Below are 16836 nucleotides of genomic sequence, written 5' to 3'. Positions count from 1 at the left end.
CCTCAGGTCAGCCGCGCGAGCACGTCGGGCACGCTCTCGGGCCGCACGTTCTCGTAGTAGAACTCGTTGATCTGCACCGCCGTCGGGAACCCGCAGGCGCCCAGGCACTCCACCTCGATCACCGTCCACAGCCCGTTGGCCGAGGTCTCGCCCAGCTCGGTGCCGGTGTGCTTGAGGAAGGCCTCGAGCACGGCGTCGCCCCCGCACAGGTTGCACGAGATGTTGGTGCACACCTGGATCAGGTACTTCCCGACCGGGGCCAGGTTGTACATGGTGTAGAAGGTGGCCACGCCGCGCACGTACGCCGGCGGAAGCTGGAGCTTCTCGGCCACCTCGTCCTGCGTTTCGGGCGACAGGTACCCGCGGATCTCGTGCGCCAGGTGAAGCGCCGGAAGCAGCGCCGCCTGCCGGTCCGGGTAGCGGCTGAGGATCTTCTCCAGCCGGTCCTCGTAGGGGCCGTGGAAGATGGGCGCCTGCGGGTCCTTGGTCGCCGTGTGGTACGGCAGGGTGCCGGCGACGGAGGCGTGGCCGCCGTCCGCCGGGCGCCGCCCGATGAAGGCGGTGCCCCGCACGTCGGCTTCCGTCAGCCCCGCGAACTCGCCGGTGTCGCCCACGAAGCCGGGGTTCTGCACGGCCTCGGGCCACGACGTCGGGTCGTACTCGCTCCCGGCGCGAATCGGCTCGGCGCTCATCGGTCGATCTCTCCCAGCACGATGTCGAGCGACGCGTTCACGGCGATCACGTCGGAAAGAAGCGCCCCCTCGATCATGTGCGGCAGGGCGGCGATGTTGATGAAGCTGGGGCCGCGCACGCGCCAGCGGACGGGCTTGGCGCCGCCGTCGCTGACGACGTACATGCCCAATTCGCCCTTGGACGACTCGACCGAGAACCACGACTCGCCCACCGGCGCGCGCACCCCCTCCATCACCACCTTGAAGTGGTGGATCATCGACTCCATGTCGTTCATCGCCGCCGTCTTGGTCGGCAGGATCACGCGCGGGTCGTCGATGTTGATGGGTCCGCCGGGAAGCCGCTCGATGGCCTGGCGCAGGATGCGGATGCTCTGGCGCATCTCCTCCATCCGGCACATGTAGCGGTCGTAGATGTCGCCGTGCTCGCCCACGGGCACCACGAAGTCGTACTGGTCGTAGTCGTAGTACGGGCGGTCCTTGCGGACGTCGTAGTCCACCCCCGAGGCGCGCAGGTTGGGCCCGCTGAGGCCGAAGTTCACCGCGTCCTCGGCCGAGATGACGCCCACGCCCTGGGTGCGGCCCACCCAGATGGCGTTGTTGGTGAGCAGCGTCTCCACCTCGTCGAGGACGGGGAGAAAGCCGTCCATCCACTTGCTCAGCTGCTCCACCCACCCGGCCGGCAGGTCGGCCATCATCCCCCCGATGCGGGTGGACGAGGTGGTGATCCGCGCGCCGGTCAGCGACTCGTGAAGGTCGTAGATCAGCTCGCGCTGCTGGAAGGTGTACAGGAAGACGGTGAAGGCGCCCAGGTCGATGGCCGTCGTGCCCAGCCACAGCAGGTGGCTGAAGATGCGGTCCAGCTCCATGCACATCACCCGCACCACCTTGCACCGCTCCGTCACCTGGATCCCCATCATCTTTTCAACCGCCATGGCGTAGGCGCAGTTGTAGATGAGGGGCGCCAGGTAGTCCATGCGGTCGGTCAGCGGGACGATCTGGTTCCAGTCGCGGTACTCGCCCAGCTTTTCGAAGCTGCTGTGCAGGTAGCCGATGTGCGGGATGCAGCGCACCACCGTTTCGCCGTCCAGCTCCAGCACCAGCCGCAGCACGCCGTGGGTGGCGGGGTGCTGCGGGCCGATGTTGATGAGCATGTGCTCGCCCGCCACGTCCTCGTGCACCTCGCGGGCTTCGCCCTGCACGGGAACGATGGGGGCGTGCACCAGGCTGCCGCCGGAGGCCAGCTCGGGGCTGCGGGTGACGTTGTAGACGACTCTGCGCAGCGCCATCAGCCCGCTCCGATCCCGATGCCGGGCATCGTGCCCTGGTTGGGCACGCCGGGGCCGCCCTCGACGATCACGTCGGGAAGCGGCTGCCCCAGCACGTGGGCGATCTCCAGCTCCTGCGGCGAGTAGTGGTCTTCGGTCTTCATGGATAGCGCACGGCGGGTCTGCTCGGCGCGGCTGAAGCGCCCGCGCAGCGGGAAATCCTTCCGCAGCGGGTGCCCCTCGGCGTAGTTGTACGGCATGAGGATGCGGCGCAGGTCGGGGTGCCCGCGGAACACCACGCCGAACATGTCGTACACCTCGCGCTCCATCCAGTCGGCGGCGCGCCACAGGAAGTAGGTGCTGTCGATTTCCAGCGCCTCCAGGGGAAGCTCGCACTTCACGCGGAGGTTCAGCTTCGTGGGGATCGACCAGAGCTGGTACACCACCTGGATGGCCCGGCCGCCGCCGTAGTCGATGGCGGTCAGGTCCTGCAGGAAGTCGTACCGGCAGGCGTCCTTCAGCCAGCCCAGCACCTCCAGGTTGCGCTCGGGCGGGATGTACACGATGTGCTCGTCGCCCGCCACCACCTCGTGCCGCAGCACGCCCGCGCCGAAGTGCTCGCGCAGCGCGTCGACGGTGGGGTGCGGGGGCAGGTCGCCGGCCTGCGGGGGCGCTTCGGGCGCCTGGGCCTCGGAGGGGCCGGGGCCCTGGTCCAGCCCCTCGAGGCCCTTCTTGAACTCGCCGTTGGCCATGTCCGTCAGGGCAGGCGGTCGCTGACGCGCACCACGGCACCCGTGCTCACCAGCCCGCTCGCGCGGTTCTGGTTGGTGCTGTTGCCGAACGGCAGCGTGATGCGGTCGATGGTTTCCTGCGGGAGGTAGCTCCCCGTTTCCGGAAGCTGGTCCACCGCGTTCCACTCGTCCTCGGAGCTGGGCGACGAGTTCCGGATCTTTTCCTGGATCAGCAGGATGCCGTAGATCAGCGACTCGGGGCGCGGCGGGCAGCCGGGGACGTACACGTCGACGGGGATGATGGTGTCGATGCCCTGCACCATGCTGTACACGTCGAACACGCCGCCCGTGCTGGCGCAGGCGCCCATGCTGATGCTCCACTTGGGCGAGGGCATCTGCTCCCAGATCTTCTTGAGCACGGGCGCCATCTTGTAGCTCACGCGCCCCGCGCAGATCAGCAGGTCGGCCTGGCGCGGGCTGAAGCTCATACGCTCCATGCCGAAGCGGGCCAGGTCGAACCGGGTGGCGGCGGTGGCCATCATCTCGATGGCGCAGCACGCCGTGCCGAAGGGCATGGGCCAGAGCGAGTTGGTGCGCGCCCAGTTGACGACGGCGTCCACGCGGGTGGTCAGGAACCCCGGCGAGCCGTCGAACAGGTTGCCCTGCTGCTGCTGGGTGGCGGGCTGCACGGTTCCGGGCAGCCCCTGGTGCACGGCCAGCCCGCGGTGGTCGCGCGGCTGGCCCTCGGTCATATCGCCACTGCTGCCGGACGGGCGGTCGTTCAGTCCCATTCCAGCGCTCCTTTCTTCCATTCGTAGACCAGGCCCACCGTCAGGATGAACACGAAGATCATCGCCGTGGCGAACCCGTGCCATCCCAGCGCCCGGGCCGAAACGGCCCACGGGAGCAGGAACACGGTTTCCACGTCGAAGACGATGAACAGGATCGCCACGACGTAGAACTTCACCGAGAACCGCTCGCGCGTTCCCCCCAGCGGCACCATGCCGCTTTCGTAGGGCGCAGACTTGTTCTTGGTGGCCTTTCCCGGGCTGAGCACCGTGGACAGCACCACCATGAAGATGGCGTTGACCACCGAGACGGCCAGGAGGATCAGCACCGGGATGTAGGGTCGAAGCATCGCTTCGGGCCTGTCCTGTAACAGGAGTTTGTGAAACGTTTCACTAGGGTGGAGCCGCGGCAAGATACAGCCCCGTATCACCGGGGTCAAGCCAGCCCCGGCGCGGGTTTCCGGCCCCTTGCCGCCCCCCGCGGGCGGGCGTAGCTTGGGCGCCGGACTTCAGCCTTGCCCGTGCCTTCCCGCCTGCTCCGTACGGGCTGCCCCGTGCGGTCCCCGGCGCGCGGCCTTCCCGACCCCTTCAAGCTTCGTTCCGCCGCATGAGCATACGCTCCGACAAGTGGATCCGGCGCATGGCCCGCGAGCACGGGATGATTGACCCGTTCGAGGACGCGCAGGTGCGGGCGGGAACCATCAGCTACGGCGTGTCGAGCTACGGCTACGACATGCGGGTGGCGAACGAGTTCAAGATCTTCACGAACGTCAACAACGCCATCGTCGATCCCAAGGCGTTCAGCGACAAGTCGTTCGTGCCCTTCGAGGGCGACGTGTGCATCGTGCCGCCCAATTCGTTCGCGCTGGCCCGCTCGGTGGAGTACTTCCGCATCCCCCGCGACGTGATCACGCTGTGCGTGGGAAAATCGACGTACGCGCGGTGCGGGATCATCACCAACGTGACGCCCTTCGAGCCCGAGTGGGAGGGGTTCGTGACGCTGGAGATCAGCAACACCACGCCGCTGCCGGCCAAGATCTACGCCAACGAAGGGATCGCCCAGGTGCTCTTCTTCCAGGGCGACGAGCCCCCCGAGGTGAGCTACGCCGACCGCAAGGGCAAGTACATGGGACAGGTGGGGGTCACCACGCCCCGGCTGTAACGGCGGTGCGTGAATGCCCGCCGCGTAGCAGGGCCTGCCACACGACGCGGTAGCGCCCCGCGTCCACGACCACACGTTGTCACGGCACCACACCCCGGTGCGACGGCGCGCCCCTCCGCCGACCCTGCAGGGGCGATACACGACCAAGGCAAAGGTTCGTTCCAATGAAGAAGATCGGGATCGTGCTCTCCACCCTCGCCCTCAGCGTCGCCGCGGCCGGCTGCTACCATGCCTCCATCGATACCGGCCTCACCCCCAACGGGGTCGTCGTCGAAAATGAATGGGCGCACTCGTTCATCGGCGGGCTGGTTCCGCCGTCCACCGTCGAGACCGCCGCGCAGTGCCCGAACGGGGTGGCGAGGGTCGAGACCCAGCATTCGTTCCTCAACCTGCTGGCGAACTTCCTGACGGGCGGGATCTACTCGCCGATGACGATCACCGTGCAGTGTGCCGGGGCGACGGCGCTGAACGCGGACGCGGAAGTCATCCGCGTGGCCAAGGGGGAGAGCGCGGAAGCGGCGCTGAACTCGGCGGTCGCCCTGTCGCGCGACTCCGACGCGCCCGTCTTCGTCGAGTTCGCCGAGTAACGTCTCCTGCTCGCGGCGCCCCACCATCCGGTGCATCGGAGCGATGGGCGGTGGGGCGCACCGTGGACGGCTTCACGGGCTCGATGATGAGGGGCACCCCCGCGCGAGCGGGGGTGCCCGCCCGCGCGACGGCGCGGCCCGGAAATCGCCCGGGGCAGCCGGACGCATACTCGTCGCCCATCGTTCAACGCATCGTCACTACCCGATGAACCAGACCCCCGTCACCCCCAAGCAGATGGACGCCATCCGCGAGGTGGTGAACATCGGCGCCGGCCACGCGGCCACCAACCTGTCGGCCCTCACCGGCCTGACCGTGATGATCTCCGTCCCGCGCATCCAGTGGGCGGGCGTGGGCGCCGCCCTTCCCGGCGACGGCGACCTGGTGGTGATCACCGTGCCCATCACCGGCGTCAGCGAGGCCGGCGGCGAGCGCGCCTCCCTGGTCCTGGCGACGGAGACGGCCCTGCGCATGGTGGCGCTGATGCTGCGCCGCGACCCGTCCATGCACCAGGAGGTGGGCGCGTTCGAAAAGTCGGCGCTCATGGAGATGGGCAACATCGTCTGCGCGGCCTACGTGGGGGTGCTGGGCACCTTCCTGGGCAAGGGCATCATGATCGGCACCCCCGAGATGAAGGTGGGCCCGCGGAGCGAGCTGGCGCCCCAGGCCGCGCACGGGCTGGTGATCGAAACCGACTTCACCTTCCTGGCCACCACCTTCGAGGGCATCTTCGTCCTCAGCCACAGCGAGGTGTCGTTCACCTCGCTGCTGCAGGCGCTCGGCTTTCCGGACGCCGGCCGTACCGCCGCGTCCGCCTGACGATCTCCGCCATGCCGGACGAGGGGTTCGCCCCGTTTTCGGCCGCCGCGCGCCACGAGCACCTGCGGTCGCTGCCGGGCGAGACCTGGGACCTGCTGGTGATCGGCGCGGGGATCACCGGCGCGGCGGCGGCGCGCGACGCGGCGGGGCGCGGGCTGCGGGTGGCCCTGGTGGACGCCGGCGACGTGGGCCGCGGCACTAGCAGCGCCTCGTCGCGGCTGATCCACGGCGGCATCCGCTACCTGGAAACCTTCGAGTTCCGCCTGGTCTTCGAGGCCAGCGCCGAGCGGCGCCGCCTGCTGGGGCTGGCCTCGCACCTGGTGCATCCCCTGCCCTTCCTCTTTCCCGTCTACCGCGGCGGGCCCGTGGGCTACCGCAAGCTGCAGGCGGGGATGTGGCTGTACGACGGCCTTTCGCTCTTCCGCAACATCGCGCGCCACAGAATGCTTCCGCGCGCGCGCCTGCGCGAGGAAGAGCCGGGGCTGCGCACCGACGGGCTGGTGGGCGCGGCGCGCTACTTCGACGCCTCGGTCGACGACGCGCGGCTGACGCTGGCAAACGCCCGCGGCGCGCACGAGGCGGGAGCGGCCGTGGTTCCGCACGCGGCGGTCGTCGGCTTCCTGCGCGAGGGCGGCTCCCTGGTGGGGGCGCGCGTGCGCGACTGCCTGCGCCCCGGCGCCGAGCCGGTGGAGGTGCGCGCGCGGGTGGTGATCAACGCCACCGGGCCGTGGTGCGATTCCGTGCGCAAGCTGGCGGATCCCGGCGCCGCGCCCCGCCTGCGGCCCACCAAGGGCGTGCACCTGGTCGTTCCCCGCGAGCGCATCGGCAACCGCAGCGCCGTCACCTTCCGCTCGCCCGTGGACGGCCGCGTGATGTTCGTCCTTCCCTGGGGCGAGTTCAGCTACGTGGGCACCACCGACACCGACTTCACCGGCTCGCCCGCCGAGGTGCGGGCGGACGCGGAAGACGTGAAGTACCTGCTGGACTCGGCCAACGGCATCTTCCCGGGCGCGAAGCTCACGGAGTCCGACGTCGTCAGCACCTGGGCGGGGGTGCGCCCTCTCCTGGCCCCGCACAAGGGCGCGGGCGACGGGCTGACGGCCAGCGCCACCTCGCGCGAGCACGAGATCTGGCGCGACCCCGGCGGGCTGCTGAACATCGGCGGGGGGAAGCTGACCACCTATCGCGTGATGGCGCGCCAGCTGGTGGACCGGGCCCTGCGCGAGCTGAAGCCCCGGGGCGTGCAGGCGGGGATGTCGCCCACGGCGCACCTTCCCCTTCCCGGCGACCCGCGCGAGCCCTGGGAGGCCTTCCGCGAGCGCCTGGTGGGCGAGGCGGTGGCGGCCGGGCTGGGGGCGGACACGGGCGAGCACCTGGCGCGGGCCTACGGCGAAGACGCCGACGCCATCCTCGCCGCCGCCCGCGCCGACGCGTCGCTTTCCGCGCGGCTCATGGAGGGACACCCCTACATCTGGGCCGAGGTGGTGCACGCCGTGCGCGCCGAGATGGCGATGAGCGTCGACGACGTCCTGGTCCGCCGCCTTCACCTGTTCTACGAGGCGATGGACGGCGGGCTCGCGGTGGCGGAACGCGTGGCGCGGCTGATGGGGGCGCAGCCAGGGATCGGCTGGTCCGCGGCCCAGATCGCCGCCCAGGTGGATGCGTACCGCACGTCCGTCGAGGCGACGCGCGGCTTCGGCGGCTGAACCGCCGGGCCGGCGTGGCAAACGCCGAGCATCGCCCGCAGCCGCTCCGCCGAACCCGGTGCGCGCATGCCGGACGGGCGGTAGCGGCGCCCGCTGCAACGGCGGGCTGGATCAGTTGGCCCGAAACTCGCAGGCCACGATGCGAGCCGTTCCGGGTTCGTACAACGTCGTGACGATGGTGCGAATCCCTCTCGCCAGCCGCGCGGGGCGCGCGTTCCCACCCGTGCGCGACACGGACGGCTGGCGGACCGGGGCCGCGCAGGTGTAGTATTCCGATGGTGGGCGAGCGGAGCCGCGACCGAACGACGGCCCGGGCGTTGACACGGGCCTCCCGGTGCCCTATCCTCCATACACTCCATGCAGTTACATCGTACCGGGCTTTCGGTTGTGCACGCGGTTGCCACGCCTGAGCCCCGGATATAAACGAATCTGTGACGCGGCGGCCACGGCGGCCGTCACCTGGCGGTGCACGGCCCGGGTGTCCGGGTTCTTTTCCAGTGGTGCGGCGGTATCTCCGCCGCGAATCTCGGGGTTCGGCCATGAGCGAACGTCCGTTCATGCCGCGCACCGGGATGCGTATCCGCCCTCACGAGCCTGCCGACTGTTCGGCGAAGGCTCGTGCGGCGCGGGGTGATGGGCGGTGTCGCGAGCACCTCTGCTCGTGACATCAAATCGGGAAACCATCAGGAGGATCAGCATGTCCAAGCTTCGTGCGCTCGGTGCGTCGTTGCTGCTCGCCCTGGCTGCCCTCCCCTCCTCTGCGCATGCGCAGGGTCGGGGTGAGGTAGCGGGGCAGGTGACGGCGTCCGAAACCGGAGAGCCGCTCAGCGGCGTCCAGGTTCGGGTTCAGGGAACGACTCAGCAGGTGGTGACCGACGCGGGAGGCCGCTATCGGATGGGCCAGCTGTCGGCGGGTACGCACACCCTGGCGGTAAGCCTGGTGGGCCGCAGCGCCAGCTCGCGGACGATCACGGTCGTCGCCGGGCAGACCACCACCGCCAACTTCCAGCTGTCGCCGTCGGCGGTTCTGCTGGAAGGCGTGGTGGTGAACGCGGTGACGGGCCAGCAGGAGCGCCGCCGCGAGGCGGGAACCAACACGTCGAACATCAACGTGGGTGACCTGAACATGGGTCCCATCACGAAGGTGGCCGACGTGCTTACCGGCCGCACCACGGGCGTGACGCTGCAGGGCGTGGCCGGCACCACCGGCACCTCGCAGCGCATCCGGATCCGCGGCGCCAACTCGCTGTCGCTCAGCAACGATCCGCTGGTCTACATCGACGGCGTGCTCGCCAGCACCAGCCAGGGCGGCATCGGCGTGGGCGGCCAGCAGCCGACCCGTCTGAACGACCTGAACCCCGACGACATCGAGAACATCGAGGTCCTGAAGGGGCCCGCCGCCTCGGCGCTGTACGGCACCGCGGCCGCCAACGGCGTGCTGCTGATCACCACCCGCCGCGGCCGCGCCGGCCAGACGGTGTGGCGCGGGTACGTGGAGTCGGGGTCCATCGAGGACGTCAACCAGTATCCCCTGAACTTCGCCACGGTGGCGGGCACGACCAACGCCGACACCACCATCTACAATCCCAGCACCGGTGCGCTGGCGACCGGGCTCAGCCTCTGCTCCAACGAGGCCTCCACCCGCGCGGTGGGCGCGGCCGGCCGCTGCGTCCAGGGTGCCACGTACAGCTTCAACCAGTTCCGGGATCCCCGCACCACGCCGTTCAGCACGGGCCAGCGCCGCAAGGTCGGCCTGAACGTTTCCGGCGGCACGGCGAACCTGACGTACTATCTTTCGGGCGACCGCGAGGGTGAGCGCGGGGTGGTGGACTACAACACCCTCAGCCGCACCAACCTCCGCGCCAACCTGAACGCCCAGCTGCGGCCCAACCTGACCGCCCAGGTCAACGCGGGCTACGTCCGCACCGACCTCCAGTCGCCCTCCGGCGACAACAACGTCTTCAGCCCCCTGATCAACGGCCTGACCGGGCCGGGGCAGTACATCCCGGGGATGGAGAGCGCCACGATCGGCCGCAATTTCGCCTCGGGCGCCACGCAGTGCACGACGCCCACCTGCGGCGGCAAGCGGCTGGGTGCGCAGTTCAACTACAACAACGAGGACATGCGGTTCGTGGTGGCGAACCAGAGCGTGGACCGCTTCATCGTTGGTGCCAACACCAACTTCCGGCCGACGTCGTGGCTGGCGCTGAACGGCAACACGGGCCTCGACTTCTTCTCGCGGTTCGACCAGCAGACGATCGACCCGAACAACCTGCCGCTCGCCAACAGCTACATCATCGGGTATCGCGACGCGCGGCGGGCGAACAACTACCAGTACACCCTGAACGGAACCGCCGTGGGCACCTTCGAGGTGTCGAGCGCGCTCACCACCACCACCACGGCCGGCCTCAGCTACCAGCAGCAGCGTTTCGGCAACGTGACCTGCTACGGTGAAGGCATCCTGGTGGGCACCGATTCCTGCGGCGGCAGCACGGCCCAGTACGCGGTGAACGAGGACGATTCCGACAACAAGACCTTCGGCATCTTCGGCCGCCAGGAGCTTGCGCTCAACGACCGCCTGTTCCTGGCCGCCAGCCTTCGCGGCGACCGCAACTCGGGGCTGGTGGAGGACTTCGTGGTCTACCCCTCGGCCAGCGCGTCGTGGGTGGTGAGCGAGGAGCCCTTCTTCCCGCAGAGCTCGTTCCTGAGCAACCTGCGCCTGCGCGCCGCCGCCGGCCGCAGCGGCCTTCGCCCGTCGTTCGGCGACGCCGAGAGCTTTGCCCGCGCGGTGCCGGTGGAGCTTGCGGCGAGCACGCAGATCGCGGCGGTGCCCTCGTCCACGGGCAACCCGAACCTGAAGCCGGAAATCACGACGGAGTACGAGGGCGGCCTGGACGTGGGCCTGCTCAACGACCGTTTGGCCGCCGACTTCACCGTCTACACCAAGCGCTCGCAGGACGCGCTGGTGCTGCGCCCCCTTGCCCCCTCGCAGGGCCTCGCGGGCGGCGCGGTGTACCAGAACCTGGGCAGCATCCGCAACTCGGGAACCGAGCTGGGCATCAACGCGCTGCTCCTGGACCGCACGAACACCCGTCTGAACGTGCGCCTGGCGCTGACCACTCTCAACAACGAGGTCGAGGAGCTGGGCAAGGACATCGCTCCCATCGTCTTCGGCCGCGGCCCGCAGAACCACCGCGAAGGGTTCCCCACGGGCGCCTTCTTCGCGACGCCGTACACCTACGCCGACGCGAACGGCGACGGGCTGATCAGCCGCACCGAGGTGAAGGTCGACTCGTCACGGTTCCTGGTGGTTCCCACGACCAACGCCGGCCGCCTGGCGCAGGGGCTGAGCAGCGACACGCTCAACTTCATGTACGTGGGGCCGTCGCTTCCCACCAACACCCAGTCGTTCTCGGCCGACCTCACGCTGTTCGGCACCGTGTCCATCACGACGCTCTTCGAGCGCCGGGCCGGCCACAAGCAGCTGAACTACACCGAGTACTTCCGCTGCCGCAGCCAGACGCAGTCGCAGTGCAACGCCACCGGCAACCCGGACGCGGACCTCGCCGACCAGGCGCGCTACGTGGCCCAGACGGCCCCGGCGGCCCAGGGGCTGGGCGCCACCACCTTCGGCTACATCGAGGACGGCGAGTTCATCAAGTGGCGCGAGCTTGCGCTGCGCGTGGGCGTGCCCGACCGCCTGGGACAGAGCCTGCCCGCGCTTCGCGGCGCCAGCGTGACGTTCTCGGGCCGCAACCTGAAGACGTGGACGAACTACACCGGGCTGGATCCGGAAATCAACGAGTCGGGCGGCGGCACGAACTTCAACCAGAATGAGTTCAACACGCAGCCGCCGGTCCGCTACTTCACGGTCCGCCTGGACCTCTCCTTCTGAGCGGTGAGCTGAACCAATGAAATTCACTGGAATTTTCGGGAAGGGGCTTCGGCCTCTTCCCAGGATCCTTGCTCTCGGCGTGCTTGCGCTGCCGCTGGGCGCCTGCGACCTGGACCGGATCCTGGCGGTGCGGGACCCGGAGCAGGTGGCGCCGGAAGAGCTGGAGAACCCCGAGTCGGTGCCGGGGCTGTACAACGGCGCGCTGCGCTCGTTCTTCGTCGCCTACAGCGGCGCGGCCGACGACGCCTACCTGACGGTATCGGGGGCGCTGTCCGACGAGCTGTACACCGCCGACACCTTCGTCACGCGGCAGGCGACGGACAAGCGCGACCAGCAGCCGCCGGTGGTGGGCAACACCTCCGACGCCGCGTATGCACGCCTGCAGCTTGCCCGCGTGAACGCGCGGCGCGCCGCGGCGGCGGCGGAAAAATTCGGCGTGGGCAGCGCGGGTGCGGCGAGCCTTCCGGCCACGCTGGCCACGCTGCGCGCCATCGAGGGCTTCACGTACGTGGCGCTCGCCGAGGGCTTCTGCGGCAACATCCCCTTCTCGGTTACGCCGGACTCGGGCCCCATCGATCCGGTGGACCCCACGCAGTTCCGGCCGGGCATCACCACGCTGGCGGCGTTCGACAGCGCCATCGTGCGGATGACTGCCGCCGTGGCGGCGCAGCCGGCGCCGACCGGCTCGGCGGCGCTCAACGCCAGCTACCTGGCCAAGGTGGGGCTGGGCCGCGCCCAGCTGAACCGCGGCAACTACGCGGCGGCGGCGGCGGCGGTGGCGGGCGTGCCCACCTCGTTCGTGTTCCGCATCGAGCACTCGGCCAACTCGGGAGCGCAGACCAACCCCATCTGGAGCCTGCAGTCGAACGGCCGCTACGGCGTGGCCAACGACGAGGGCGGGATCCAGCGCCCGGACCAGCTGGCGACCAGCGCCACGCCGGCCGATACCGTCGGCTTCAGGACGGATGAGGGCGAGGGGCTGGCGTACCGTGCGTACATGGACCCGCGCGTGACGTGGTTCGCCGGTGGCGCCGCGTTCGCGGGCGGCGTGAACCTGTTCCGGGACGGCCGGTACATCGACCAGAACTCCGACGTACCGCTCGCTTCGGGCGTCGAGGCGCGCCTGATCGAGGCCGAGGCGCAGCTGGCGGCCAACCCGGGTGATGGCGCGTGGCTGGCCACGCTGAACACGCTTCGGGCCTCGGCTTCCACGCTGATCCCGATCCTGTACCCGGCCATTACGGATGCCCTCAAGGCCACGTTCCCGCAGACGCTGGCTCCGCTGACGGACCCGGGCACGGCAGCCGGCCGCGTGGACCTGCTCTTCCGCGAGCGCGCGCTTTGGATGTACGTGACCGGCCACCGCCTGGGCGACATGCGCCGCCTGATCCGCCAGTACGGCCGTGCGGAGTCGTCGGTGTTCCCCACCGGCGCCTACTTCTACGGCCCCCTCGGGGTGTTCGGCAACGACGTGGCGTTCCCGATTCCGTTCACCGAGGTCAACAACACGCAGTTCGATGCGTCCAAGTGCAACGTGGACCAGGCCTGATCCAGGCCTGACCACGGTACTGCGGCGGGACTGATTGCGGGAAGGGGGTGCCGAGATGTTTTCGGCACCCCCTTCCACCAGGCTGGACAAACACGCACGGCCCAGATAGGCTACATACAGGGCATTCCCGCGGCCACGCCCGGCACCCCGCCGGCGGTACGAAGAGAACGCTGCCTCCAACCCGGAGCGCACCCCTATGCTGCGTCACACCTTTCTCCACGCCACCCTCTGCCTTTTCGCCGCCGCCGCACTGGACGCGCAGGTCGTCCGCGGCCGGGTCGTTGACAGGGCGACGAAGCAGCCCATCGCCACGACCGAGGTGACGGCCGTGACCGTCGGCGGCCGGCGCATCGGGCAGACGATCTCCGATTCCGCCGGTGCCTTTTCGCTCGATCTGCGGAACGCCGGCAGCTACCGCCTCGAGGCCCAGCGCATCGGCTACCGGCCCGTGACCAGCCCCGGCTTCGACGTGGGCGCGCGCGAGGTGCTCGAGGTAGACCTGAACATGACGGTGGAGTCCATCAACCTGGATCCGCTGGTCATCCACGGCCGCGCCGCGCCTCCGCACCTGCCCGACCTGGAGCGCGCGGGGTTCTATGCGCGCGAGCGGACGGCGCCGGGGCTGTTCATGAGGCGCGACGACATCGCCCGCACCCGCGGGGCACGGATGTCGGACGTCCTGGGCTCCGTTCCCGGGGTGCGAAGGGCCACCATCCAGGGCCGCGCCGGCGTTTCGCTGGGCCGGTCCGGGGGGACGGGCCGGGCGTGCCCGCCCGCGGTGTTCCTGGACGGGATGCCGGTGGTGAGGGCCGAGGGCATCGACGACATCATCGCCGTCACCGCCATCGAGGCGATGGAGGTGTACCGCGGGCCCAGCCAGACACCGCCGCAGTTCGCCGGGCCGGAAACGGGGTGCGGCGTCATCGTGATCTGGAGCCGGCGGCAGGCGTAAGCGAAGTCCTGGCAGCCGCCCTGGCGCTGCCTTCAATCTTTTCCGGAGAGCCACACATGCTACGATCGATCCTTGCTTCCACGCTCGTTTGGGCCGCCGCGGGGTGCGCGGCGGCCGCCGAGCCCGCGACGACCCGGGGCCCCGAGAGGGTGACCCGCAACACGACGATGGTGACCACCGTCGACGCCGCGGGCGGCTCCAAGGTGACGTCCGTCACCACGACCAGCTACGCGGCGGCGGCCGAGACGCAGATCGCCCGCGCACCCGACGCCGTGTTCGGCGTACTGGGGGGCGTGTACGAGGACCTGGGGATCACGGTCGGCACCATCGACGCGCCGAACCGCACCACCGGCAACACCCAGATCCGGGCCCGCGGGCGCCTGGGACGGGCACCGATCTCCACCTACCTGGACTGCGGGAACACGGGGCTGCAGGGCGCCGCGGCGAACTCCTTCCCGGTTCGCCTCTCGGTGCTTTCGTCCGTGACCCCCGAGGGCGAGGGAAGCCGCCTCCGTACGGTGGTCGAGGGTGTCTACACGAGCGCCGAGTCCAGCGGCGCCGTCGCCTGCTCCAGCACGGGAGAGCTGGAAGGCGCCATCGCGCGGGCCGTGCAGGTGCGCGTCACCGCGAACTGACGCCGCGGGAGGGACCAGGAAAAGAGGGCCCGGCGGACGCCGGGCCCTCTTTCGCTTGTGGGGTCCCCACGATGTCAGCCGCCGCCCGGGCTCGCTGTGATCGGCACGAAGCCGCCGCACCGCAGCACGGGAATGGGCGGGTACTTCGGAAAGCGCGGGTCCGTTTCCGAGAGCTGGCAGAGGAAGAAGCGCGAGCCCTTGCGCGTTTCGACGATGCGGACGTTGGCGCACGAGCCGCACAGGCCGGGCGGCGGCGCGTGGGGCCGGGTCACGCGTCGCGCCCCGCCGGCCGCGCGCGCGCCTCGGCCGATGCGTCCCACCACCCGGAGAGCGAGTAGCTCAGCCACAGGAACACCGACCCGAAGCCCAGGAACAGCAGCACGCGGAAGAGCGCGTCGAGCCGGGCCAGGTCTACCATGAACAGCTTGGCGACCGCCGCGAGCAGCGTCAGGATGGCCAGCCGCTCCAGCACCCGCGAGCCCCGCCGCAGCGCATGGACGAGGAGCCCCAGCCCGTACGCGCCCCACGCGATGGTGGCGATCCCCTGCCCCCCCGGCAGGTGCGCCACCTCGCGCACCACCAGCGCCATGGCGCCCATCTGCGCGGCGATGCGGTACGCCATGGCCTCGGAGGGTACGCGGATCCACCCCGCCGCCGCCAAGGTCGCCCCGACCACCGCCGCGTCGGCCGCCAGCCGCCAGGGGCCCGTGGCGCCCGGAAAGGCGATGCGCCACGCCAGCCACGCGCCCGCGGCCAGCACCAGCTTGTGCGCCATCCACCGCACCGCCACCCCGGCGCCGCGGCGCGCCAGCACGTGAAGCGCCAGCCCCTGCAGCGCCAGCGCCACCAGCAGGGCCTCGCCGTCCACGGCGCCCAGGCACCCGGCGGGGAGGAGCACGGCCGCGGAAAACAGCAGCACCTTCGCGATCCGCGCGTCGCGCACGCGCAGGGCCCACGCGGCGAGCAGGTAGAGGGCGGCGAGGGAGATGGCGGCGGCGCCCCAGCGATCGACGCTCATTCTCCACGTGATGCCGCTGACCGCCAGGGCCATCACCGGCGGCACCAGGGCGATGCCGTACCAGTGGAGCACGTCCCTGCCCGACCAGCGGCCGTGCCCCCCGTGCTCCGCCGCGCGCCAGTCCGCCACCCGCCGCGCGAGCGGCAGCACGCCCAGCACGATCCAGGCGAACGCCACGGCCGCCTGGATCCATCCCCGCCCCCCCGCTCCCGCGCGGAACGTCCCTGCGAGCAGGTTAGCGTACAGCGCCAGGAGCGTCCACGCCAGCGCCATCGAGGTCCACAGGCTGGAACGCCATCCCCGGCGCAGGTAGGGCACCACCGTCCACGCCAGGATGAACGAGGTATACGCCGCCAGGCCGCGTGGGCTGGCGAGCGAAATCCCCAGCAGCAGCGGAACGCCCAACCCGCCCCCCGCGCCCAGCACGGCGAGCGCCGGCTGCCCACGCGAAAGGGCCAGCCCGAAGGCGGCGAGGGTGATGGCCACCATCGCCCCAAAGGCCGCGGTGTACGGCACCAGCGCGTACAGGTAGTACGCCGCCCAGCCGGTGATGTAGAACGTTGCCGCGCCACCGCCCAGGAGCACGGGCGCGAACCGCCGCTGCTGGTCGATGCGCAGCCCCAGCCCGGAGAGCACCGCGCCCACCGCCGCGCCGAAGCCCACCCGCACCTGCGGCGTCACCCACCCCTGGTCGATGGAGTAGCGGAAGAGCAGCCCCACACCCAGCAGCAGCATCACGATGCCCAGCCGGTTGAGCCAGGTCTGCCCATCCCACGGGAAGAGCGCCGCCAGGCTCAGGTCCGACGGGGGGGGCCGCGGGGCCGTCCGCGGTCCGCGCGTGCCCCATCCACCAAGGTCGTCCGGCGTGTGGGGAACCGGCCGCGCCTGGGCCGGAAGCGGCGGACGCGACGATTTCACCGCCTCGTCGCGGAGGGGCGGAAGGCGGCGGTGCAGCTCCTCCACCATCCGTTCGAGGCGGGCCAGCCGCTGTTCGAGGGCGTCGTCCGGAAGCGTGCTCATGCGGTCGGTTGTGGTGGGT

Annotated in this window: 16 protein-coding genes; 9 read left to right on the top strand and 7 right to left on the bottom strand. The window is 70.4% G+C overall.

Annotated elements, in window-relative coordinates; translation table 11 throughout:
* Window positions 1-2: 2 nt before the first annotated feature.
* Genes VGB24_RS06260 through VGB24_RS06240 form a run of 5 tightly spaced genes read right to left on the bottom strand, consistent with a single transcriptional unit; the run spans window position 3 to window position 3826 of the window.
* Window positions 3-692, bottom strand: coding sequence for an NAD(P)H-dependent oxidoreductase subunit E (locus tag VGB24_RS06260; RefSeq protein WP_331072103.1), 690 nt, complete (start codon window positions 690-692; stop codon window positions 3-5).
* Window positions 689-1978: an NADH dehydrogenase (quinone) subunit D gene (nuoD, locus tag VGB24_RS06255; RefSeq protein ID WP_331072102.1), complete on the bottom strand. Its 1290-nt coding sequence runs from the start codon at window positions 1976-1978 to the stop codon at window positions 689-691. The genes VGB24_RS06260 and nuoD overlap by 4 nt, the downstream gene beginning before the upstream one ends.
* Window positions 1978-2709, bottom strand: a complete 732-nt coding sequence (locus tag VGB24_RS06250; protein WP_331072101.1) for an NADH-quinone oxidoreductase subunit C — start codon at window positions 2707-2709, stop codon at window positions 1978-1980. Before VGB24_RS06250 ends, nuoD begins: the two co-directional genes overlap by 1 nt.
* A 5-nt stretch (window positions 2710-2714) precedes the next feature.
* Entirely contained in the window at window positions 2715-3440 is a 726-nt protein-coding gene (locus VGB24_RS06245; protein ID WP_414676717.1) for an NADH-quinone oxidoreductase subunit B, read from the bottom strand.
* Between the two features lie 29 nt (window positions 3441-3469).
* Entirely contained in the window at window positions 3470-3826 is a 357-nt protein-coding gene (locus VGB24_RS06240; RefSeq protein WP_331025138.1) for an NADH-quinone oxidoreductase subunit A, read from the bottom strand.
* A gap of 257 nt (window positions 3827-4083) precedes the next feature.
* Here VGB24_RS06240 and dcd point away from each other — a divergent pair, with 257 nt between their 5' ends.
* From dcd to VGB24_RS06195, 9 genes are all read left to right on the top strand, one after another.
* Window positions 4084-4638 carry a dCTP deaminase gene (gene dcd / locus VGB24_RS06235; protein ID WP_331025139.1) on the top strand — a complete coding sequence of 185 codons (555 nt, stop codon included), beginning with the start codon at window positions 4084-4086 and terminating at the stop codon, window positions 4636-4638.
* Between the two features lie 164 nt (window positions 4639-4802).
* Window positions 4803-5225, top strand: coding sequence for a Bor family protein (locus VGB24_RS06230; protein ID WP_331072099.1), 423 nt, complete (start codon window positions 4803-4805; stop codon window positions 5223-5225).
* 205 nt (window positions 5226-5430) lie between these two features.
* A complete protein-coding gene (locus tag VGB24_RS06225) occupies window positions 5431-6042 on the top strand; it encodes a chemotaxis protein CheC (RefSeq protein WP_331072098.1) in 612 nt (203 codons plus the stop codon).
* A gap of 11 nt (window positions 6043-6053) precedes the next feature.
* Window positions 6054-7748: a glycerol-3-phosphate dehydrogenase/oxidase gene (locus VGB24_RS06220; RefSeq protein ID WP_331072097.1), complete on the top strand. Its 1695-nt coding sequence runs from the start codon at window positions 6054-6056 to the stop codon at window positions 7746-7748.
* A 139-nt stretch (window positions 7749-7887) separates the two neighbouring features.
* Complete coding sequence (locus tag VGB24_RS06215; RefSeq protein WP_331072096.1) at window positions 7888-8016, top strand: hypothetical protein; 129 nt, start codon at window positions 7888-7890, stop codon at window positions 8014-8016.
* Window positions 8017-8445: 429 nt separating this feature from the next.
* Window positions 8446-11643, top strand: coding sequence for a SusC/RagA family TonB-linked outer membrane protein (locus VGB24_RS06210; protein ID WP_331072095.1), 3198 nt, complete (start codon window positions 8446-8448; stop codon window positions 11641-11643).
* A 16-nt stretch (window positions 11644-11659) separates the two neighbouring features.
* Window positions 11660-13192 (top strand): hypothetical protein, encoded by a 1533-nt coding sequence (locus tag VGB24_RS06205; RefSeq protein ID WP_331072094.1) that lies wholly within the window; start codon window positions 11660-11662, stop codon window positions 13190-13192.
* 196 nt (window positions 13193-13388) lie between these two features.
* Window positions 13389-14144, top strand: coding sequence for a carboxypeptidase-like regulatory domain-containing protein (locus VGB24_RS06200; protein WP_331072093.1), 756 nt, complete (start codon window positions 13389-13391; stop codon window positions 14142-14144).
* 56 nt (window positions 14145-14200) lie between these two features.
* On the top strand, window positions 14201-14779 hold the full coding sequence (locus tag VGB24_RS06195; protein ID WP_331072092.1) for a hypothetical protein: 579 nt from the start codon (window positions 14201-14203) through the stop codon (window positions 14777-14779).
* Window positions 14780-14853: 74 nt separating this feature from the next.
* Here VGB24_RS06195 and VGB24_RS06190 read toward each other — a convergent pair whose 3' ends face one another.
* Complete coding sequence (locus VGB24_RS06190) at window positions 14854-15051, bottom strand: hypothetical protein (protein ID WP_331072091.1); 198 nt, start codon at window positions 15049-15051, stop codon at window positions 14854-14856.
* A complete protein-coding gene (locus tag VGB24_RS06185) occupies window positions 15048-16817 on the bottom strand; it encodes a DUF2339 domain-containing protein (RefSeq protein WP_331072090.1) in 1770 nt (589 codons plus the stop codon). Before VGB24_RS06185 ends, VGB24_RS06190 begins: the two co-directional genes overlap by 4 nt.
* Window positions 16818-16836 lie beyond the last annotated feature (19 nt).

Origin of the sequence: Longimicrobium sp., from assembly GCF_036399935.1 — a bacterium.
In the GTDB taxonomy this organism is placed as follows: Bacteria; Gemmatimonadota; Gemmatimonadetes; order Longimicrobiales; family Longimicrobiaceae; genus Longimicrobium.
This window is presented reverse-complemented; position numbering and strand designations above follow the sequence as displayed.